We start from the raw sequence: 21804 nt of genomic DNA, 5'->3' as shown, positions 1-21804 counted from the left end.
TTGGAATATAGCAACTTGTTGCCAAATGCATGAGGAAAAAGCAGCATAGCCAAAAGAAAATATAGCAGAACTGTAAAATATAAAAGAGGTTGTGCCAACGTTTTGACACAACCTCTTTTTTTGTTATATTTGCGCCCACATTATTATATATAATAGAAGTAAAGAATGAAAGAATTTGTAATATCCGAAGCCAAAGTAGAAACAGCAGTGCTTGTAGGACTCATCACACAGACGCAGGATGAGCGTAAAACAAACGAGTATCTGGATGAACTGGCTTTCCTTGCCGAGACGGCTGGGGCGGAAGTTGTGAAACGATTTACACAGAAGTTGCCGACGGCTAACTCTGTGACTTATGTTGGAAAAGGAAAGTTGGAAGAAATCAGACAATATATCCATGACGAAGAGGAAGCAGAACGTGAAGTAGGAATGGTCATCTTTGATGATGAGCTTTCTGCGAAACAGATTCGTAATATTGAAGCTGAACTGAAAGTGAAGATACTGGACCGTACTTCACTGATTCTTGATATATTTGCCATGCGTGCGCAGACAGCCAATGCGAAGACACAGGTAGAACTGGCACAGTATAAATATATGTTGCCGCGTTTGCAGCGGCTTTGGACTCACTTGGAACGCCAGGGAGGTGGTTCCGGTGCCGGTGGTGGCAAAGGTTCCGTGGGACTTCGTGGTCCGGGTGAAACACAGCTTGAGATGGACCGCCGTATCATCCTGAACCGTATGTCATTGCTGAAAGAACGTCTGGCGGAGATTGACAAGCAGAAAGCTACCCAACGCAAGAATCGCGGACGCATGATACGTGTTGCACTGGTTGGTTATACCAATGTGGGAAAATCAACCATGATGAATCTTCTCTCCAAGAGTGAAGTGTTTGCGGAAAACAAACTGTTCGCTACTTTAGACACTACTGTGCGCAAAGTGATTATCGATAATCTACCGTTCCTGTTGTCAGATACAGTAGGGTTTATTCGCAAGTTACCTACCGACTTGGTAGAATCTTTTAAATCTACCCTGGATGAGGTACGTGAAGCAGATTTGCTTGTGCACGTAGTCGATATTTCCCACCCCGGATTTGAGGAACAGATTGAGGTGGTGAACAAGACCCTGGCAGAGATTGGAGGCAGTGGCAAACCTATGATACTTGTATTTAATAAAATAGACGCTTACACCTACGTGGAGAAAGCGCCGGACGACCTTACCCCCCGAACAAAGGAAAACTTAACACTCGAAGAACTGATGAAGACGTGGATGGCAAAAATGGAGGATAACTGCCTCTTTATTTCCGCCCGCGAACGAATCAATATAGACGAACTGAAAAATGTAGTTTATCAGCGAGTGAAAGAATTACACGTTCAGAAATATCCCTATAACGATTTTCTTTATCAGACCTACGAAGAAGAGGAAGAATAATCAATATGCTAATGTGCTGATGTGCCAATTGGTTGCGCATACTGCATCAGAATTGGCACATTGGCATATGGGCACATTAACACATTATTAAGATGAAAGACTATCGTAGATTGACTGAAGATGAGATACTTCAGTTGAAGAGCCAGTCATGTCTGGCCGATGATTGGGGAAATGTATCAGTGGCAGAGGGTTTTAATTGTGAGTACGTCCATCATACCCGTTTCTCGGGTGAAGTAAAACTGGGGGTATTCGAAGCTGAATTTACATTGCCGGGGGGAATCAAGAAACATTCGGGATTACGTCATGTGACGTTGCACAATGTGTCGGTGGGCGATAACTGCTGTATTGAGAATATACAGAACTATATTGCTAATTATGAGATTGGCAGTGACACCTTCATTGAGAATGTAGATATTATTTTAGTGGATAGGTTAAGCACTTTTGGTAATGGGGTAGAAGTGGCTGTCTTGAATGAAACAGGAGGCCGTGAGGTGTTGATGAACGATAAATTGTCTGCGCACCAGGCATATATTCTTGCACTGTACCGCCATCGTCCCGAGCTGATAAACCGTATGAAATCTATTGCGGATTATTATTCCAATAAACATGCTTCTGCTGTCGGCAGTATTGGCAATCATGTGATGATTCTCAATACGGGCTCGATCAAGAATGTCCGGATTGGTGATTACTGCCATATCTGTGGGACCTGCCGCTTATCCAATGGCAGCGTCAATAGTAATGTGACGGCACCTGTACATATCGGACATGGTGTAATCTGTGATGACTTTATCATCTCTTCCGGCTCTAAAGTGGATGACGGCACGATGTTGACTCGTTGTTTCGTCGGACAATCCTGTAAACTGGGACACAATTATTCCGCTTCCGATTCTTTATTCTTCAGTAATTGTCAGGGAGAGAACGGTGAGGCATGTGCTATTTTTGCAGGTCCTTTCACTGTGACACACCATAAATCTACTTTATTGATTGCCGGTATGTTCTCGTTTATGAATGCGGGTTCGGGGTCCAATCAGAGTAATCACATGTATAAGTTAGGTCCTATCCATCAGGGAACGATGGAGAGAGGAGCGAAGACCACTTCCGATTCATATATCCTGTGGCCGGCACGTGTCGGGGCTTTCTCTTTGGTAATGGGACGTCATGTTAATCATGCCGATACTTCCAATCTTCCTTTCTCTTACCTGATAGAGCAGCGGAATACCACTTATCTGGTTCCGGGAGTTAATTTGAGAAGTGTAGGTACTATCCGTGACGCACAGAAATGGCCAAAGCGTGATAAGCGAAAAGATCCGAACCGGCTGGATTATATCAATTATAACCTGCTGAGTCCTTATACCATTCAGAAGATGTTTAAAGGACGTTCCATTTTGAAAGAATTGAAACGTGTATCCGGTGAAACTTCAGAGATCTACTCCTACCAGAGTGCTAAAATCAAGAACTCTTCTCTGAATAACGGAATTCGTTTTTATGAAATCGCCATTCACAAGTTCTTGGGAAACTCCATCATAAAACGATTGGAGGGTATTAATTTCCAGACCAATGAAGAAATCCGTCAGCGACTGAAACCTGACACGGAAATCGGACTTGGCGAATGGGTGGATGTTTCCGGACTGATTGCTCCCAAGAGTGAAATCGACCGATTGTTGGATGGTATTGAGAATGGAACAGTCAATCGTTTGAAATCCATCAATGCAAGCTTTGCAGAAATGCACGAGAATTATTATACCTATGAATGGACATGGGCTTATCATAAGATTCAGGAATTCTACGGCCTGAATCCGGAAACGATTACAGCACAAGATATCATCGGTATCGTGAAAGCGTGGCAGCAAGCTGTTGTCGGATTGGATAAGATGGTATATGAGGATGCCAAGAAAGAATTTTCGTTGTCTTCCATGACCGGATTTGGTGCTGACGGCTCCCACGACGAAATGAAGCAGGATTTTGAGCAAGTACGCGGTGATTTCGAAAGTAATACCTTTGTGACTGCCGTCTTGAAACATATTGAAGATAAAACAGCTCTTGGAAACGAGTTAATCAAACGGATTGAAGCAATCGAATCATAATAGGAGTGGCAGATGGCGAACTGTGGATGATAAACAGGATATGATAAATAGCAAACTGTAAATAAAATAGTGAGCGGTGAACGGCAGATGTCAATGAATGGCATAGCTTGTTTACCGCTCGTTGTTTATTGTTTATGATTGTCTTTTGCTGTTCCTGCTTTTCTCCGTTATTCATTCTTAATTCTTCATTCATCATTCGCCATTCTTCATTCTTAATTACTACCTTTGCCACACTAACTAACATTACGTAATAAAATAAGAAACTTATGGCAACACCTCCGTTTAAGTATCAGCCCATGTTTGAAAAGGGAAAAGATACAACTGAGTATTATCTGCTTACAAAAGACTATGTATCAGTAAGCGAGTTTGAAGGAAATCCTATCCTGAAAATTGAGAAAGAAGGTTTGACTGCGATGGCTAATGCAGCTTTTCGTGATGTATCATTCATGCTTCGTCGTTCGCACAACGAACAAGTTGCTAAGATTCTGAGTGATCCGGAAGCAAGTGAAAACGATAAGTATGTGGCATTGACTTTCCTGCGTAACGCGGAAGTTGCTTCAAAAGGTGTACTTCCTTTCTGTCAGGACACTGGTACTGCTATTATCCATGGTGAAAAAGGACAGCAGGTATGGACTGGATATTCTGATGAAGAAGCGCTTTCACTGGGCGTATATAAAACATACACTGAAGAGAACCTGCGTTATTCACAGAATGCGCCTTTGAATATGTATGATGAGGTAAATACAAAATGTAACCTCCCTGCACAGATTGACATCGAAGCTACCGAAGGTATGGAATACGAATTCCTTTGCGTAACAAAAGGTGGTGGTTCTGCCAACAAGACATATTTGTATCAGGAAACAAAAGCGATCCTGAATCCCGGTACACTGGTTCCATTCCTGGTTGAAAAAATGAAAACATTGGGAACAGCCGCTTGCCCTCCTTATCATATCGCTTTCGTGATCGGTGGAACTTCTGCTGAAAAGAACTTATTGACAGTGAAGCTGGCTTCTACTCATTTCTATGATAACTTGCCGACTACTGGAAACGAATATGGCCGTGCATTCCGCGACATCGAACTGGAAAAAGAAGTTTTGGCAGAAGCTCACAAAATTGGATTGGGCGCGCAATTCGGAGGTAAATATCTTGCTCATGACGTACGCATCATCCGTTTGCCTCGTCACGGTGCTTCTTGTCCGGTAGGCTTGGGAGTATCTTGCTCTGCCGACCGTAACATCAAATGTAAAATCAATAAGGAAGGTATCTGGATTGAGAAACTGGATTCAAATCCGGGCGAACTTATTCCTGTAGAACTGCGTCAAGCAGGTGAAGGTGATGTTGTAAAGATCGACCTGAACCGTCCGATGCCTGAAATCCTGAAAGAGCTGACTAAATATCCGGTAGCTACTCGTCTGTCATTGAACGGAACGATCATCGTAGGTCGTGACATCGCCCATGCTAAACTGAAAGAACGTTTGGATCGCGGCGAAGACTTGCCACAATATATTAAGGATCATCCTATTTATTATGCAGGTCCGGCAAAAACTCCGGAAGGCATGGCTTGTGGTTCTATGGGTCCTACTACAGCAGGACGTATGGACTCTTATGTAGAACTGTTCCAAAGTCATGGCGGCAGCATGGTCATGTTGGCAAAAGGTAACCGTAGCCAGCAAGTGACAGATGCTTGTAAGAAATATGGTGGTTTCTATCTTGGCTCTATCGGAGGTCCGGCAGCTATCCTTGCACAGAATAACATCAAGAGCATCGAATGTGTGGAATATCCGGAATTGGGTATGGAAGCCATCTGGAAAATTGAAGTAGAAAACTTCCCTGCATTTATCTTGGTGGATGATAAGGGTAATGACTTCTTCAAACAGTTGAAACCGTGGAATTGCACAAAATAACCGGTTTTAACCTGTTGGGATAAAACTTTAAGAAGAGGCTAAATGCCCTGAATTTATAAAATCCCCTCACTCTGCAATGTAGTGAGGGGATTTCATCTTTTGAGGACTTAAAGACTTTCCGGATATTTATTTTTGTAGTGTAGATATCAGCCTTTCATCATTTGTGATTACTTGTTCTGTTCTTTTTTCCATTTTTCATATCTCTTCAATACCTTACTACCATCTTTGTTATACCAACTATAACCATTCCGGCGCTCATGCCCGATTTCCGATATATCATATTTTTTAATGCCGTCACGGTCGCAGAAAAAAGGCCGATTCGTTTCCAGTTCATAAAAACGTGCCCAGAGAGTTGGACAGTCTTCACAGGGAACCATACGATAGTCTTTTTTACCTTCACCGTTAGTGAAATATTCCTTCTGTATTCCTTTTATTTTAGACTTTTGGAACCATTTGATTGCTCCTTCTATGGATTTTACAATGTCTGTGGATGGATTAGGAAGTGACATCAACAGCAATACAATATTGTCCGACTCTTGTCCGCTTAGTGACGGAAGTTCATAAGCACGTGCTTTGCAGGGTTCCAAAGTGACACGGTCGTGTTGGGCGCACCATACTGTTAATTCACCATTTTGGCACACCTGCGTTTTGAGTATACACTCTATACCTTTGTTGAATGCATTGCGTGCTTGTTCGCAGATATTGTCAGGAAGAAAAATATATGGAGCTTTCTTTTCGTATATGCTCCGAAGTTGATTCATGACTCTTACCATTGCATTGTCATTGTAGGTGATTTGTACATAATAACCTTTGGGACGTGGATAAAATTGAGGCCATCCTCCGTTTTCATACTGCGATTTGAGCAGATATTGAATACCGTTCAGCACTCCTTCTTTATATTTCTCTTTCTGTGTAGCCAGATAAAGTCGTGCCAGATATTCTATTTCTGTCGTGGTGGCATTGTTGTCGATTGTGCTTTGGTTGATATCCTCTTTGGCTTTTAGTGCCGCTTTATATTCCTGTTCTGTCAGTTCTGCCGGCATATAGATATTTTTTGGCCATCCTCCGGTGATTTGCTGATACAGTAACACGTTGTCACCAATGCGTTGGGCTTCTTCCGTCTTGAAGAAATCGTCGTCAAATTTAGGAGCGATGTGTACCCATTCTTTGTAATTTTGTTGTTTTCTGTAGTCTGTTGCTTTTTGGGCTGAGGCGTTTGTCAGGATAAAAAGTAGCAGTAAGAAAAAACCTGGTTTTCTCATGGCTTTATTATTTAATGTTTTTATAGTATGCAAATGTATGAAGAAAGAAAAATACTGATATGTAATAACTGTTTTTTATAGAGTAAAAATTGGGTTAACCCTCCCGATAAGAAGATTAACCCAATCAAAAAATAAATGGAAACTACTTCCTTATTCCAGATATTTCGTAATCTTTCCGCTGATTTGTAACAGGGATATTTCGCAAAGTTTCGTATTATATTCAGCAGAGAGGATGCGTTCCTCTGCATCTAACAAACTTTTTTGTGTTTCACGCACTTCAAAACCGGAGAGGTCTCCCTGTATATAACGGTCCATGGCAATATCGTGATTATCTTTGGCGGTTATCAGGTTTTGACGTTCCAGATTCAGCAATTGAAGATTGTTGCGATAGGCTTGCCATAGGTTACTGAGATCAGAGCGAAGTGCTAATTCCAAGTCCTGTCGTTCCAGGCGACGATTCTTGAAAGCCAGACTTGCATTTCTCTTTTCGCGGCGACGATTACCGTCGAAGATATTAAAACCGACAGTTATTCCGGCATTGAAGCCCAGTTCACCTCTTCTGCTGTTTGCATTGATGTCATACTTGTTGAACGTATATCCATATCCGGTATTTAATTTGAGATATGGATAGTTGCGTGAGTTTATTTTCTTGTAGTCCAATTGGGCAAGTACTGTGTTTTGATCGGCCTTGAGCAAAGAAGCATTGGTTGCTAACGTAGAATTCCACAAATCATCAAATTGCAAGTCGCTGTGTACGTCGATAGTGGAGTCTTTGATAATAATGTTTTGATTGACATTGTTGTTAGCCATCAGTTCATTCAACTGGATGCGTGAAGAATGTAGCAATTCCTGTTGTTTGATGTATTGGGCACTGTCTGCATTGAAATCCACCTTTGCCTGCTGATAATCCAGCCCTGAAAACTTACCGACCAGGTGACTAGCCTCGGCTATGCGCAAGCGCTCTTTGGAAAGTGACATTGCATAATGAAAGTTTTTCAGACGAATCTTCTGCTGGATAAAATTATAGTATTCGGAAGTCAGGGCAGCGATAAAATCTTCAATGGCAATACGCGTGTTGGTTTCCCCCTGACGTTCCAGCTCTTTCAACTGTTTGTAGGTGGTACTGATATTGAATCCGTCGAAAATAGTCCAGTTGAGGTTAAGACCGACATTAACTGTCTGATCGTAGACTCCGTTGTTCTTTGTTATTTCTCCGGTAGCACGCGCCTTGGTCTCAATATTGTCCAGGTTTCCGGTATATCCGGCAGAGAAGTCCAGTGTAGGCAGGTAACCTGCATTTCCCAACGTTGCGTTGTTTTTGCTGATCTGCTCTTCGTTATGGATGATACGTAAAGAGTAATTGTTTTGCAATCCTTCTTCCAGACACTCCTTGAGAGTGAGAACTTGTGCCTTTGCAAAAGAGACTGATAAGAAGGCACATGCAATGGTGATATAAATGATGCGTTTCATGCAAATTCCTTTCTGTTTCATTCTTGTAGTTTTTTGATTCGGTTAGTCGAAATGTAACTGTAAATAGCCGGTACAATGTACATCGTAAGCAGAGTGGATACGACCATACCACCCACTACCGCCGTACCCATGGCAATACGCTGGTTACAACCTTCTCCGGTGGCAAATGCCAGCGGGATAAGTCCCAAAACCGTAGAGGCACTTGTCATCAGAATCGGACGGAGGCGTTGAAGGGCAGCATCTTTGATGGCGCTCATTTTATCCTCTCCGGCTTCCTGTTTCTGATTGGCAAATTCTACAATAAGAATACCGTTCTTCGCCACCAGACCGATCAGCATGATAATACCGATCTGACTGAAAATATTCATCGTAATATCTCCGAAATACATGAAGACCAAAGCTCCGGCAATAGCCAGCGGCACTGTCAACATGATAATCAATGGATCTTTGAAACTTTCAAACTGGGCTGCCAGAATCAGGTAAATCAAAAGGATAGCCAGGATAAAGGCGAACATCAGACTGGAAGAACTTTCACGATATTCCTTCGAGTCTCCCGACAGGGCAGTACGGAAAGTGTCATCCAATGTTTCTTTGGCAATCTTATCCATTTCATCCAAGCCTTGCCCGATTGTTTTGCCGTCTGCCAATCCCGCAGAGATGGTAGCTGACACAAAACGATTATAACGATACAACTTTGGAGGTGCAATACCGCTTTCCAATTCAATCAAGTTGTCCAGCTGAATCATATCCCCGCTACTGCTACGGACGTAAATAGCTTTCAGGTCGGCCGGTTTATTTCGTTGCTGGCGGTTGATTTCACCAAGAATTTCGTATTGTTTACCGTTCATATAGAAATATCCCATACGCTGTCCACTTAATCCATATTGCAGCGTTTGAGCAATGTTTTTGGTACTTACCCCCATAATACTGGCCTTGTCACGGTTGATCTGAATACGAGCTTCCGGTTTACTGAACTTCAAATCAACGTCCGCCATCTGGAAAACAGGATTCTCATATACTTTAGCCATAAACTTGGGCAACACTTCTTCCAGCTTTTCCAAATTGGTAGCCTGAAGTACATATTGTACAGGCATGCTTCCACGACGTCCGCCGAAAGAAGACTGCTGCTGTACGAATGAACGCGCCATTGTTTTCTTCTGTACCGCTTTTGATATTTTCTCTGCCACATCCATCTGGGTATAATTACGTTCATTCATATCCTTCAGCGTGATGCGCACGTTTCCGCTACCGCTGGATACACGGGCAGTTACAGCCTCTGCATCAGGCAGAATGGAGTCTACCAGTTGATTGATGTCTTCTGTGTAATCCCTGATATATTCATAGGTGACGCCTTCCGCTCCTCGTGTATTGATACTGATTTGCGAACGGTCTTCAAGTGGGGCCATTTCCGCAGGAACTGCATTCCATAGAATACCAATCAGGCAAATGGTGATGAAAGTAAATGGAAGAGCGATCCAGCGTTTGCTAAGAAAAGCGGCAAGCGAACGGCTGTATAGCCGATTCATTCCTTCAAAGAACGGTTCTGTTTTTGCATAGAACCAACTTTGTTTTTCTCGTTTAATGAGTAACTTCGTTGCCAACATCGGAGTGAAAGTCAATGCGGCAAATGAGGATATAATCACCGAACCCGAAATTACGATACTGAACTCACGGAATAATCGTCCCGTCATTCCATCCATAAAGACGATAGGGAAGAATACCGCTACCAGCGTAATAGTGGTGGAAATAACGGCAAAGAAAATTTCTTTGGCTCCTTCTATTCCCGCTTCTTTCGGGGCCATTCCTTTCTCTATACGGATGTAGATATTCTCTGTCATAACGATGGCGTCATCTACCACCAGTCCCACCGATAGTACGATGGCGAGCATGGAAAGCACATTGATGGAGAATCCTGCCAGATACATGACGAAGAATGCACCGATGAGGGAGACAGGAATTACGATACAAGGCACCAATGTAACGCGCCAGTCACGCAGGAAGAGGAAGATAATGATGATTACGAGTACAAAAGCCTCATACACTGTTGACTTTACCTCATTGATAGACGCACGGATAAACTTGGTATTATCAAAACCGTAGTTATAGTGTACGTCTTCCGGCAAGTCCTTTTTCATCTGCTCCATACGCTGGTATACCGCATCCGCAATCTCAATATGGTTGGCTCCCGGCTGTGGAATGACTACGACACCCACCATAGGAACGCCGTTCATCTTCATATAACTCTTAATATCAGCCGGCCCCAGTTCAGCACGTCCGATATCACTGAATCGTACAATACGGTTATTCTCTTCTTTGACAATCAAGTCATTGAATTCATCTGCGGTATGCATCAATCCTAGTGTACGGATCGTCAACTCGGTGGTATTTCCTTCGATACTACCTGAAGGAAGTTCCACATTTTCGTTATCTACAGCGTTTTTAACATCGACGGGAGTGATACCGTAACCTGCCATCTTTACCGGGTCGAGCCAAAGGCGCATGGAGTAACGCTTCTCTCCCCAGATAGATACACTACTTACATCAGAAATAGTCTGTAATTGTTCTTTCACAGTCAGATCCGCTATTTCACTTAATTCCAACAGAGAACGTTTGTCACTCTGAAGAGCAACCATCAAGATAGGCATGGCATCGGCATCTGCTTTTGAAACTGTCGGTGGGTCACAGTCGCGAGGCAGATAACGTTGGGCACGTGAAACCTTGTCACGTACGTCGTTGGCCGCTGTTTCCAGATCGACGGACAATTCAAATTCTACTGTAATACGGCTTTGCCCCTGTTGGCTCACACTGGACAAAGAACGGATACCGGGAATACCGTTGATATTCTGTTCCAACGGTTCAGTTATCTGGTTTTCGATAACGTCGGCATTAGCTCCCGGATAAGAGCAGCTGACAGAAATAATCGGATTATCTACCGACGGATATTCGCGGACACCCAAATAGTTGTATCCGATGAATCCGAAAAGGAGGATAATAATCGTTAATACTGTGGCTAATACCGGGCGACGTATACTTAATTCGGAGATGTTCATTGATTTATGATTTCTGATTTCTGAATTATGATTTCTGAGTTATGGATTGAAGATTTCTGATTTTTGAATTATGATTTCTGATTTCTGAATGTTTGCTGTATTTTGCTGACTTATAAATCATAAATTATTTGGCTTATAAATCATAAATCAGAATTCATAAATCATAAATTCTCATTCTTCAATATTGTCAAGTGTTACGGCGAGTCCGGTACGGAGTTGCAATGTTCCTGAAGTGATGATTGTGTCTCCTACGTGCAATCCTCTAATCACTTGCACTTCAGATGCGGTGCGGATACCAGTAATGATATCCACCGGTTCGGCCTTTCCTGATTTATACAGATAGACTTTATCTTTACCCATTTCCGGCACAATTGCTTCCGTTGGGATGGCTATTGCATTAGGTATTTCATCCTTTTTCAACAGTACACTGGCATAACGGCCGGGAAGTAGGGTGCGATTGACATTCGGGTATAATGCACGGGCGGTAAATTGATGCAGATTCGGATCGATGGCAGATTCTACAGCGTATACCTGTGCGCCAAAAGCATCCAATGTTCCTTCAACGCTGAAATTGAGATTGGTACCCTTTTTGATTTGCTTGGCATAACGTTCCGGAACGGAAAATTCAACCTTCAGTGGAGCGATTTTTGTCAGCTTGGCAACGACTGTGGTCGGAGACGCATACGTACCGATACTGACTTGGCGAAGTCCGATCACTCCGTCAAACGGAGCACGTAGCTCTGTCAGTTCAATATTAGCTTTGATAATTTCTATATCGGCATTCAGAGTTGCTAAATCCGTTTTCACCTGTTCGTAGGCTTCTTTACTGACAGCATCCCGTTTCAATAAAGCATCCTGGCGGAATACACGGTCTTCTGCCAGTTTCAATTGCGAAATCAACCTTTGCAATTGTGCCTGCAACTGTCTGTCATTCACTTTGGCTAGTAATTGGCCTTTCTTTACGGCTGTTCCTTCTTCAAAGTTGATTTCTACAATCTTTCCCGACGTTTCGAAAGACAAATCCACTTCTTCATCGGGCAGAAGTACACCGGTAGTGGTGAATTCATCTGTCAGAGATTGCGGTTTTATGACCTTGGCATTTACATTTAAAACTTGTTTCCCTCTTTTTTTATTACCGCCCATCACTTTGTCGGCGGCTGCTAGTTCGTCGTTTTTTTTCGGTAATTGTGAGTAGATTCCTCCACCGATAATCCCGGCACCAACAAGAATAATGATGCCCCATTTAGTCTTCTTATTCATGGTTTAGTATTGTATATGGCAATTATAATATAATCTTTGAAGATTAGACTTTCCCTGACTGGAAAGGTTTAATCTGTAAATGATAGAAAAAAAGTTAATGCATCTTTTTCAATTTAATAAGCTCATACACTTAAGGGAACTATTCTTTTATGGCATATAGAAGGGTGGTTGATATGACTTTCCCTTTTTTAGTGATAGTTTCTGATTTTACCAGCCCAATATTTTTGGCATACCAATCTATTGAATATTCGGTTTCTGAAATGAACATGACTTTTCCTTTTTGTTCCGTGTAGATTTTAATGCAATCAAAATCTCCCGCAGGAGTATGTATGGTTTCACGTCCTTTATATTTTCCTTTTAGAGAAGCTTTCATAGTCATTGGTCCTGATTTTTGCAAGAAATTACACTGTGGTATATCATCTCCATTCTGAACATGATCCTTTAAAGGTATGCTAATTCGTCCTTCTGCATATATGTTCTTAGAATATTTCTGATATTCATATTCTGATTTACCATCCAAAAGGATAACTTCGGTCATATCTTGACTCTTATGATAAATATAGAATAACCTGTTGATACCACTTTTTATACTTAGAGAATCATAGTGCTCTCCGAAAGCATCTTCTCTTATGATTAAGCGATCACCTTTATCAACCACGTCTGCGATGCACATAGTATCTTTCAGTGTTTTTCCTTCCTTTACTTCGGTTGTTACATAGTAAGCAGTTCTTCCTTTTTTAATACTGCAATATTGTGCATGTGCGGAAATTATGTATAAAATGAAACATAATAAAACTAAGATTTTTTTCATATTGTTTTTTTGTGTGTACTATTATAACTATAAGTGTGAACAGCATTGGTTTTATAAGCACGCTGCTCGCATTTTTTCTAATAAGCAGCCCGATATTTTCCTTCCTCTTTATCTTCCAACATATTGAGATAAGAGGTATAACGGGATTCGCTGATGAGGTGCTCTTCCACTGCTTTGCGTACGGCACATCCCGGTTCATGACGATGTGTACAGTTGCCATATTTGCAGTCGGCGGAGGTTTTGAATATTTCGGGAAAATAATGTCCGATCTCTTCTTCTTCCATATCGAATGTGCCGAAGCCCTTGATACCCGGAGTATCGATGATATAGCCATCTCCTTCCACAGGGAACATTTCGGAGAAAGTAGTAGTATGCATTCCTTTGTTGTGGTAAGAAGAAATTTCGCCGGTCTTGGCTGCTATGCCCGGCAGTATGGAATTGATAAGAGTCGATTTGCCGACTCCCGAATGTCCGGAAAATAAAGTAATCTTGCCTTCCAGTGCTTTTTTGATTTCAGCCACTCCAGTGCCGCTCTTTGCGGAAACTTTGAAGCAAGGGTAGCCGATTTGTGTGTATAAGTTGATAAGTGCGTCCAGATAGCGGAGTTCATCTTCGTCGTAAGCATCTACCTTATTAAATACCAGTTTTACAGGGACGCGATAGGCCTCTGCGGATGCAAGAAAGCGATCAATAAAAATAGTGGAAGTTTCCGGATAATTGATGGTTACCACCAGCATACACTGGTCGAGATTGGCAGCAAGGATATGAGATTGTTTGGAAAGATTGGACGAGCGGCGGATGATGTAGTTCTTTCTATCTTCTATTTCACTGATAAAAGCAGTGCCTTCCTGATTAAGTATAATCCGGACACGATCACCCACTGCAACAGGATTAGTACTGCGAATCCCCTTCAACCGGAAATTCCCTTTGATTTTACATTCAATAGATTGTCCGTCATCGGTTTTCACCTGATACCAACTACCCGTGTTTTTGATTACTAATCCTTTCATATAAATTATAAATTAAAAATGAAGAATGAAGAATTCAGGCTGTGTTTCAACTGAATAATACAGCATTATAATTCCTCATTCTTCATTCTTAATTCTTCATTATTTTTTAGACGGTCATAATTTCTTTATCCTTTTCAGCCAGCATATCATCGATTTGTTTGATATACTTATCATGGATTTTTTGCAGTTTGGCTTCCGCATTCTTCTGCTCGTCTTCTGCCAATCCGTCTTTTACGGCCTTTTTCAGTGCGTCGATGCCGTCACGACGCGCGTTGCGTACGCTTACTTTAGCCGTTTCGCCTTCTCCTTTACACTGTTTTGCCAGTTGTTTACGACGTTCTTCCGTCAGGGGAGGGATGCCGATACGGATCATTTCTCCATTGTTTTCGGGCATGATACCGAGGTCAGAGTCGATGATTGCTTTTTCGATGACACGGAACATGCTTTTATCCCAAGGCTTGATTACGATACTGCGGGCGTCCGGAGTAGTAATTGCTGCTACATTGCTGATAGGTACCATACTTCCGTAAGAATCTACGCGGATACCATCTAATAAGCGTGCACTCGCTTTTCCGGCGCGGATATGTGCCAGTGCTTCTTCCAGATACATGATGGCCATATCCATCTTTTCTTGTGCATTGTCAAGGCAAGTCTTTACGTCTACCATATTTTTTGAGATTTAAAATTGCATTTTGATTGATTAAGTAGCAAAAGTATATTATTTTTTGTTCATCTGCAACAGCATACCCATCTTTTTTATGAGTGACTTGCCAATGATAATCAGGGTAACGGCGGTGATAATCATTAAAATACCCATCATTAAGCGGGGAGTCAGTTTTTCGTGAAACAGGAGAACACCGAAGAATAAAGCTGTCACCGGTTCCAAAGCACCCAATATTGCCGTTGGTGTAGAGCCTATATAATGGATGGCCAGTGCGGTACAGACCAGTGATACGGCAGTTGGCAGGATGGCGAGTGATAATACATCGGCCCAGAGCCAGGCAGACGGTATTACTTGCAGTTCCGTACAGAAATTTAAACGGACGATATAAACCGATAGTCCGAACAAAATGGCATAGAAGGTAAGTTTCGTGGTCGGCAGGTTTTTCAATGTCGAACGGTTTACACCTACTATATATATAGCATAAGAGAGAGAAGACAACAGAACAAAGATAATTCCCAAAGTCGATAGCGGTTTGTTGCCGTCTCCCTGATAAAGCAAGGCAATGCCTGAAAGTGCCAGCAGGATGGAGAAAACGGTAATGGCGGAAATCTTTTCCTTGAAGAATATTCCCATAATGACAGCTACCATCACCGGATAAACAAACAGAATCGTTGAAGCAATTCCGGCATCCATATAATTATAGCTCATAAACAAAAGCAGTGATGAAAAAGAGAATAACAATCCCATAATGACTAAGGGCAAAACGTCTGCCTTATGAAGTGCAAAAGACTGATGCTGCATTTTCATCAGAATACCCAATACGATTGTCGCAAAGAAGTACCGGTAGAATAAAACGGTATCGACACTCATTCCGGCTGCATAGAGCGGAAGTGCAAAAAGAGGATTCATACCGTAGCTCGCAGCGGCAATCGCTCCATAGATAAAACCTTTGGTTTTGTTAGTCATTGTTTTGCTTTTTTTAATGGCGTGCAAAAGTACGCAGTTCACCAATGATAAACAAGCGTTTAGGCGGTTGGTAGTATAATTTAATCTTTCGTATGCTAAAAACTATTTCTTAGTGAAGAGGATACTAATCTTGTTTATGCATAAAATTAATCGTCTGACAGTTGTTAAACTTGCGTCTGACTACTGTTGAACTTTCGTCTGACAACTGTCAGACGAAAAAGAATCAACTGTCAGACGACTAATTTTATTCGATCGGGAGATTAGTTATACGCAGTCTGAGGAATAATTAACAGGCAATAGTCAATCAGGTTTTTGCATAAACACTTGCATATATCTTGGATTTTCCCGAATATTGTATCCGAATTATCGAAAAACACAGATGACCAAAGCTAACTTTCTTGTTATTTATTGCCTGTTTATATCGGGACTTTGTTGCATGGCAAATGTGACAAAGGATATCAATATGCGTTTTAAAGACGTGAGGCAAGGACTTTCGCATCAAACGGTCAATTGTTTCTATCAGGATGAATTCGGATTTTTATGGATTGGTACTCAAGACGGACTGAACCGCTTTGACGGTCGTAAATTTGAAGTCTTCAAACCGGATAACGCCAATCCCTATTCAATCAATATAAATAATATCCGGCAGGTTTGCGGAAACAAGGAAGGATTGCTTTTTATCCGTAGTTTGCAGAGTGTGACTCTTTATGACATGCGTTTGAACCGCTTTAAGGTGTTGCGTGAAGGAGAAGTTGCAGGAATCTGCTATGCGCACGACGCATTGTGGATAGCTACCGGAAAAGAAATCTACCGTTATCGTGATCTCAACCAAGTGCCCGAGTTATTCTTTTCATTCCCTTCGGACGGAGAGGATATATTGATGAACAGTCTAATGGTTCGTCAGAATCAAACCGTGGTGGTGGGTACTTCTTCCAAGGGTATTTACTGTATCGATCAGGCTGCTCATATCACCCGTCATATTGATGTGGGGGCTGTTAATTCGATTACGGAAGACAGAGACGGGAGCATCTGGATAGCTACCAGAAATCGGGGACTTACCCGGTTGGAGGCAAATGGGGAGCTTACTCATTACAGATATAATAAAGTGGCTGATAATACAATCAACCATGATAATGTGCGTCATGTGACACAAGCCAATGATAGTCTTCTGTATATCGGAACTTACGCCGGTTTGCAGACTTTAAATCTCTCTACCGGAGAGTTTACGGATTATGAATATGACTTGAATGTGGAGGCAGCCGATATACGTTCCATCATTTCGATGCATTACGACACTTCGGGAACTTTATGGCTGGGCACTTTCTATCAGGGAATACAATATTATAATGTAGCGAATGATGCTTATCACTTTTACCGTTCGTCTACGGCTGTTGGCGGGCATTTGAATTCCTATATCATCAGTTCCATTGCCGAAGACTGTTCCGGGCGGATCTGGTTTGCAAGTGAAGGAAGTGGATTGAACTACTATGATAAATATGCCAAACGCTTTTTTCCGCTTAAACATTTATATGCTCAAGAGCTGTCTTTTAAGATTGTGAAGTCTTTGTATTATGAGAAAGAACCGGATTATCTTTGGGTAGCTTCGCTTTATCAGGGCATCAATCGGATTAACCTGTCGACCGGACATATAGAATCTATTACGGAAAATATCGATACTCCGGAAGGAAAAACAGTCGACAGGGCCTATAATCTGGTAAAAATGATAGAGTTTGCCGGTCATGATTCCTTATTGATAGCAGCCAAGGGTGGGCTGCTTGTATTGGATAAAAAACATCTCCGGTTGCATCATTTCGAACATCCTTCTTTAGCTTCCAGACATTTGTCGCAGGTTTGGGATATGACGTTTGATAAAGAAGGGGATTTATGGCTGACCACTTCTTTTGATTTGATACGGGTCAATTTGAAAGCGGGTACTTCCCGTAGTTATCCTTTCTCCCAAATAGCGCAGAGCACGGCACAGCATCACATTAATCATATTCTATGTGATAGAAAAGGACGTATATGGCTGGGATCGACGGGATCGGGAATTTATCTATTCGATAAGAAGAAAGACACCTTTGTAGGATACGGAGCGAAGCAGGGATTGGAGAATGGATTTATCACCGGATTGGTAGAGAGTCCGCTGGACGGTTCCATTTATGTGGCAACGAATGGCGGTTTCTCTAAATTCAATCTAGCCACTACCACATTCGAGAACTATAACAGGCAGAGTGATTTTCCCTTGAATAACGTGAATGACGGAGGGCTGTACATTACGTCCGACCACGATATTTATGTCTGTGGACTAGCAGGTATCGTTTCCATAGCCCAGGAGAAACTGAACAAGCAGTCTGTGGATTATAATGTGTTCGTAAAACGAGTGCTTGTGGATAATACGGAAATACAACCACTTGATTCGTTGGGACTTATCAAGGAAACGGTATTGTATGAACATCAATTAGTATTGCCGCCCAGGTATTCTTCCGTCACTTTTGAGATAGCGAGCAATACCCTGAATAATATTTCCAATATCGGTCTGGAATATAAACTTGAAGGATTTGATAACGAATATATGAAGGCGGGAGATAATACGATGGTTACTTATACCAATCTTCATCCGGGGCGTTATACTTTTCATGTTCGTGGCGACCAGTTGCGCATTCACGACCAGGAAGCACCTTCTGCCAGTTTTGAGCTGATAGTGGAGGCGCCCGTTTATCAACGAGCATGGTTTATTTTGCTGATGATATTGGCAGGTATCCTTATTGCAGGTTATATTATCCGTATGTTCTGGATACGGAAAACCTTGCAACATTCTCTATTGGCCGAGAAACGGGAAAAAGAGTATATCGAAAATGTGAATCAGTCCAAACTACGTTTCTTTACCAATGTATCGCATGAGTTCCGTACTCCGTTAACGCTTATATCCAGTCAGCTTGAGATGCTCCTGATGCATAAAGACATGATCCCCGAGGTGTATAATAAAATTTTGGAGATTTATAAGAACTCCCGCCGGATGAATAATCTGGTGGATGAAGTGATTGATATCCGTAAGCAGGATCAGGGATATCTGAAATTGAAAATTTCCAAAGAGAATATTGTTGCGGTGATAGAGGAGATTTGTTGTTCTTTCTATAGTTATGCGCAGCTGAATAAGATCGATCTCCGCTTTTCTTCCACTTTCAAAGAAGCGGATTTGTATATTGACAAGACGCAGATAGAGAAAGTATTCTATAATCTATTGTCCAATGCTTTTAAATATACGAAGCCCGGTGACTGGATTTCTGTAGAATTGGTAGCGGAAGGAGAGAATGACATTGTGATTTCAGTCAATAATCTAGGTGTCGGTATCGAAAAGTCCAAGATCAAACATGTATTTGAACGGTTTTGGCAGGATGACTCGGCAACAACTACACAGACAGTCAAAGGATCGGGTATCGGGTTGGCAATGGCGAAAGGAATTGTGGAATTGCATCAGGGAACTATCGGAGTGGAAAGTGAGCCGAATGGAATAACGTCTTTTATCGTTACTCTTCACCGGGATGCAAATGTGAATGTGGAAGCATCTTCCTCTGCAGATGAACGCGTTGCCGGACATTATGTAATAGAGCCTCAAGAAATCTCGGAAATGGTGAAGCCGGATAAAACGGTGAAAATACTGATTGTGGAGGATAACCCGGAGATGCGTAAGGTGTTGGCACAGATTTTTGAACAAATATATGATGTATATACGGCTGCCGACGGGCAGGAAGGATTGGAGCAGGCTTCTTCACTACAACCACAGATGATTGTGAGTGATATTATGATGCCTGTTATGTCCGGCCTGGAGATGTGCGAGAAGTTGAAAAGCAATTTGCAGACCAGCCATATTCCTGTGGTATTGCTGACTGCCCGCAACCGGGAAGAACATACCTTAGAGGGCTTGCAGACGGGAGCGGATGATTATATCTCCAAACCTTTCAATATCAAGATATTGGTGGCCCGTTGCAACAATATCATCCAGACTCGTAAACTGCTCCAGCAGCGGTTTGCCCGGAATGATGAACCTAAAGTGGAAGACCTTCCGTTTAATCCGATCGATAAAAAGATGCTGATGGATGCTACCGCGATTGTGGAATCTTATATTGATAACGCAGACTTTGACGTAGCCACTTTTGCACGTGAGATGTGCATGAGCAGAACTTTGCTTTTCACCAAACTGAAAGCATTGACCGGACAGACCCCGAATGACTTTATTTTATCTTTGAGACTGAAAAAGGCAACAGAAAAATTAATCAATGATCCCAATGCCCTGATTGCTGATATAGCATTTGATTACGGTTTTTCTAATCCAAGTTATTTTATCCGATGTTTTAAGAATGCTTATGATATTACTCCGGCTGCTTACCGGAGGAAATACACAAACGCTTAATATATAGCGTCTTATGTATTTGTCTCCTGGTGAGAATTGTACTATTTGAACTTTTATACGGACGATTCTATTATTCGAAATCACTAATTATTTGGATTTTTGCACTGTAATCATTCAAATTATTACATAGTATGAAAAACATCGTAATTAAATGGGCTGTGTTCCTGACAGCCTTTCTTATCTCTTTAGAGGTTAGTGCTCAAAACGTCAGAGTTTCTGGAGTTGTGACAGACGCACTTGGACCAATCCCCGGAGCTAATATTATGGAGGAGGGGACTACTAACGGTACAGTGACGGATGTAAATGGAAAATATTCAATCAGCGTATCTGCAAAATCTACCCTTGTTTTCTCTTGTATAGGATATAAGGAACAGAAGATACGTGTCGGTACGAAAACGGTACTGAATGTGGATATGGTAGAAGAGTCGAAAATGCTCGATGAATTAGTCGTTGTCGGCTATGGCGTTCAGCGTAAAAGTGACGTGGCAACTTCGGTAGCCTCGGTCAAAGCGGATGAAATGAAAACCTTTCCTGCCGGCAATGTGGCTGATATGCTGCGTGGACGTGCCGCAGGTGTGAATGTAACGAGTAGTTCCGGACGTCCGGGATCGACTCCTTCGATCACTATTCGCGGTTCCCGTTCTATCAGTGCGGACAATGCTCCTTTATATATCATAAATGGTTCTCCTTCTAGTGCAACGGAGTTTAGCACGTTGAGTGCGGACGATATTGAGTCGGTTGAAATTCTGAAGGATGCTGCGTCGCAGGCTATTTATGGGGCACGTGCCAGTGACGGTGTGGTATTGGTAACTACCAAGCGCGGTAAAGCCGGAAAGGTGGAAGTCAGTTATAATGGTTATCTGGGTATCCAGTCTCTCTGGAGGAATTTTGATTTCTATTCTCCCGAAGAGTATATGCAGCTTCGCCGTGAAGCGAAGGCACATGATAAGGGAATTGTTGATGCACGTGAGATTTCGATAGCCGAGGCATTGGAAGACGAGGTTATGCAGCGGGTATGGGCCAGCGGAAAGTTTATCGACTGGGAAAAAGAAATGTTCAGAAATGCAATTTACCATAATTATGATGTCAGTGTACGTGGAGGAACAGAGAAAATCAAAGTATCGGCAGGTGCCAACTATTTTGACCAACAGGGAATGGTGGTTACCGGATCGGGATACCAGAAGTTTTCTTTAAGGTTGAATCTGGACTTTGAAATATCAAAGTGGATTAGTTTTGGCATCAATTCTTCTTATGCGATGACTAAACAGGATCGTGAGGATGGTAACTTTAATGATTTTATTACCAGTTCCCCATTGGCGGAAATATATGATGTGGATGGTAAATATACAAAGTATATCAACTCGGAAGGAGCTGAATTCAACTTGCAAATGCAACAGAATTCTGATTAATAATTTGTTTAAATTTTTCGTTTGGCGTGAGGTATCCAAGTCTTTTACGAGGTCGATTATTGAGTTTATTTTCAATCC

13 protein-coding genes and 2 pseudogenes are annotated in these 21804 nt (G+C 42.0%); 5 read left to right on the top strand and 10 right to left on the bottom strand.

Annotated elements, in window-relative coordinates:
* Positions 1-165 precede the first annotated feature (165 nt).
* Entirely contained in the window at positions 166-1425 is a 1260-nt protein-coding gene (gene hflX, locus N5O98_RS25375) for a GTPase HflX (protein ID WP_004299188.1), read from the top strand.
* Between the two features lie 92 nt (positions 1426-1517).
* Positions 1518-3509 carry a DUF4954 family protein gene (locus tag N5O98_RS25370; protein ID WP_004299189.1) on the top strand — a complete coding sequence of 664 codons (1992 nt, stop codon included), beginning with the start codon at positions 1518-1520 and terminating at the stop codon, positions 3507-3509.
* Here N5O98_RS25370 and N5O98_RS25365 read toward each other — a convergent pair.
* Positions 3481-3741: a hypothetical protein gene (locus N5O98_RS25365; protein ID WP_224262987.1), complete on the bottom strand. Its 261-nt coding sequence runs from the start codon at positions 3739-3741 to the stop codon at positions 3481-3483. The two genes, N5O98_RS25370 and N5O98_RS25365, sit on opposite strands and share 29 nt — an antisense overlap.
* Positions 3742-3775: 34 nt before the next feature.
* Between N5O98_RS25365 and N5O98_RS25360 the strand changes: the two genes are divergently transcribed.
* Positions 3776-5413, top strand: a complete 1638-nt coding sequence (locus N5O98_RS25360) for a fumarate hydratase (RefSeq protein WP_004299191.1) — start codon at positions 3776-3778, stop codon at positions 5411-5413.
* Positions 5414-5580: 167 nt separating this feature from the next.
* Here N5O98_RS25360 and pelA read toward each other — a convergent pair whose 3' ends face one another.
* The 8 genes from pelA to N5O98_RS25320 all read right to left on the bottom strand — a co-directional run bounded on the left by pelA (position 5581) and on the right by N5O98_RS25320 (position 15906).
* The gene (gene pelA / locus N5O98_RS25355; RefSeq protein WP_022199267.1) at positions 5581-6675 is read right to left on the bottom strand and encodes a pectate lyase; all 1095 of its coding nucleotides are present in this window, start codon (positions 6673-6675) and stop codon (positions 5581-5583) included.
* Positions 6676-6825: 150 nt separating this feature from the next.
* A complete protein-coding gene (locus tag N5O98_RS25350; RefSeq protein ID WP_004299193.1) occupies positions 6826-8166 on the bottom strand; it encodes a TolC family protein in 1341 nt (446 codons plus the stop codon).
* On the bottom strand, positions 8163-11195 hold the full coding sequence (locus N5O98_RS25345) for an efflux RND transporter permease subunit (protein WP_004299194.1): 3033 nt from the start codon (positions 11193-11195) through the stop codon (positions 8163-8165). The genes N5O98_RS25350 and N5O98_RS25345 overlap by 4 nt, the downstream gene beginning before the upstream one ends.
* A 171-nt stretch (positions 11196-11366) precedes the next feature.
* On the bottom strand, positions 11367-12455 hold the full coding sequence (locus N5O98_RS25340) for an efflux RND transporter periplasmic adaptor subunit (protein WP_004299195.1): 1089 nt from the start codon (positions 12453-12455) through the stop codon (positions 11367-11369).
* Between the two features lie 139 nt (positions 12456-12594).
* Positions 12595-13266, bottom strand: coding sequence for a TapB family protein (locus tag N5O98_RS25335; protein ID WP_004299196.1), 672 nt, complete (start codon positions 13264-13266; stop codon positions 12595-12597).
* A gap of 77 nt (positions 13267-13343) precedes the next feature.
* Positions 13344-14276, bottom strand: coding sequence for a ribosome small subunit-dependent GTPase A (rsgA, locus tag N5O98_RS25330; protein ID WP_004299197.1), 933 nt, complete (start codon positions 14274-14276; stop codon positions 13344-13346).
* A gap of 106 nt (positions 14277-14382) precedes the next feature.
* Positions 14383-14943 carry a ribosome recycling factor gene (gene frr / locus N5O98_RS25325; protein ID WP_004299198.1) on the bottom strand — a complete coding sequence of 187 codons (561 nt, stop codon included), beginning with the start codon at positions 14941-14943 and terminating at the stop codon, positions 14383-14385.
* A gap of 51 nt (positions 14944-14994) precedes the next feature.
* Positions 14995-15906 carry an EamA family transporter gene (locus N5O98_RS25320; RefSeq protein ID WP_004299199.1) on the bottom strand — a complete coding sequence of 304 codons (912 nt, stop codon included), beginning with the start codon at positions 15904-15906 and terminating at the stop codon, positions 14995-14997.
* A 379-nt stretch (positions 15907-16285) separates the two neighbouring features.
* Between N5O98_RS25320 and N5O98_RS25315 the strand changes: the two genes are divergently transcribed.
* Both N5O98_RS25315 and N5O98_RS25310 read left to right on the top strand, forming a co-directional pair.
* On the top strand, positions 16286-20317 hold the full coding sequence (locus N5O98_RS25315) for a hybrid sensor histidine kinase/response regulator transcription factor (RefSeq protein WP_004307915.1): 4032 nt from the start codon (positions 16286-16288) through the stop codon (positions 20315-20317).
* A 131-nt stretch (positions 20318-20448) separates the two neighbouring features.
* Positions 20449-21687: pseudogene (locus N5O98_RS25310) on the top strand (SusC/RagA family TonB-linked outer membrane protein); the annotation flags it as partial.
* A 7-nt stretch (positions 21688-21694) separates the two neighbouring features.
* Here the strand turns inward: N5O98_RS25310 and N5O98_RS25305 are convergent.
* Positions 21695-21804: pseudogene (locus N5O98_RS25305) on the bottom strand (IS30 family transposase); the annotation flags it as partial.

Origin of the sequence: Bacteroides sp. LFL-34 (assembly GCF_027257075.1) — a bacterium.
Taxonomy (GTDB): Bacteria; Bacteroidota; Bacteroidia; order Bacteroidales; family Bacteroidaceae; genus Bacteroides; species Bacteroides ovatus.
This window is presented reverse-complemented; position numbering and strand designations above follow the sequence as displayed.

Coding starts and splice junctions, on each gene's coding strand:
- pelA (WP_022199267.1), bottom strand. CDS start 6,675: ATGAGAAAACCAGGTTTTTTCTTACTGCTACTTTTTATCCTGACAAAC.
- N5O98_RS25315 (WP_004307915.1), top strand. CDS start 16,286: ATGACCAAAGCTAACTTTCTTGTTATTTATTGCCTGTTTATATCGGGA.
- N5O98_RS25350 (WP_004299193.1), bottom strand. CDS start 8,166: ATGAAACAGAAAGGAATTTGCATGAAACGCATCATTTATATCACCATT.
- N5O98_RS25320 (WP_004299199.1), bottom strand. CDS start 15,906: ATGACTAACAAAACCAAAGGTTTTATCTATGGAGCGATTGCCGCTGCG.
- rsgA (WP_004299197.1), bottom strand. CDS start 14,276: ATGAAAGGATTAGTAATCAAAAACACGGGTAGTTGGTATCAGGTGAAA.
- N5O98_RS25340 (WP_004299195.1), bottom strand. CDS start 12,455: ATGAATAAGAAGACTAAATGGGGCATCATTATTCTTGTTGGTGCCGGG.
- N5O98_RS25360 (WP_004299191.1), top strand. CDS start 3,776: ATGGCAACACCTCCGTTTAAGTATCAGCCCATGTTTGAAAAGGGAAAA.
- N5O98_RS25345 (WP_004299194.1), bottom strand. CDS start 11,195: ATGAACATCTCCGAATTAAGTATACGTCGCCCGGTATTAGCCACAGTA.
- hflX (WP_004299188.1), top strand. CDS start 166: ATGAAAGAATTTGTAATATCCGAAGCCAAAGTAGAAACAGCAGTGCTT.
- N5O98_RS25370 (WP_004299189.1), top strand. CDS start 1,518: ATGAAAGACTATCGTAGATTGACTGAAGATGAGATACTTCAGTTGAAG.
- N5O98_RS25335 (WP_004299196.1), bottom strand. CDS start 13,266: ATGAAAAAAATCTTAGTTTTATTATGTTTCATTTTATACATAATTTCC.
- frr (WP_004299198.1), bottom strand. CDS start 14,943: ATGGTAGACGTAAAGACTTGCCTTGACAATGCACAAGAAAAGATGGAT.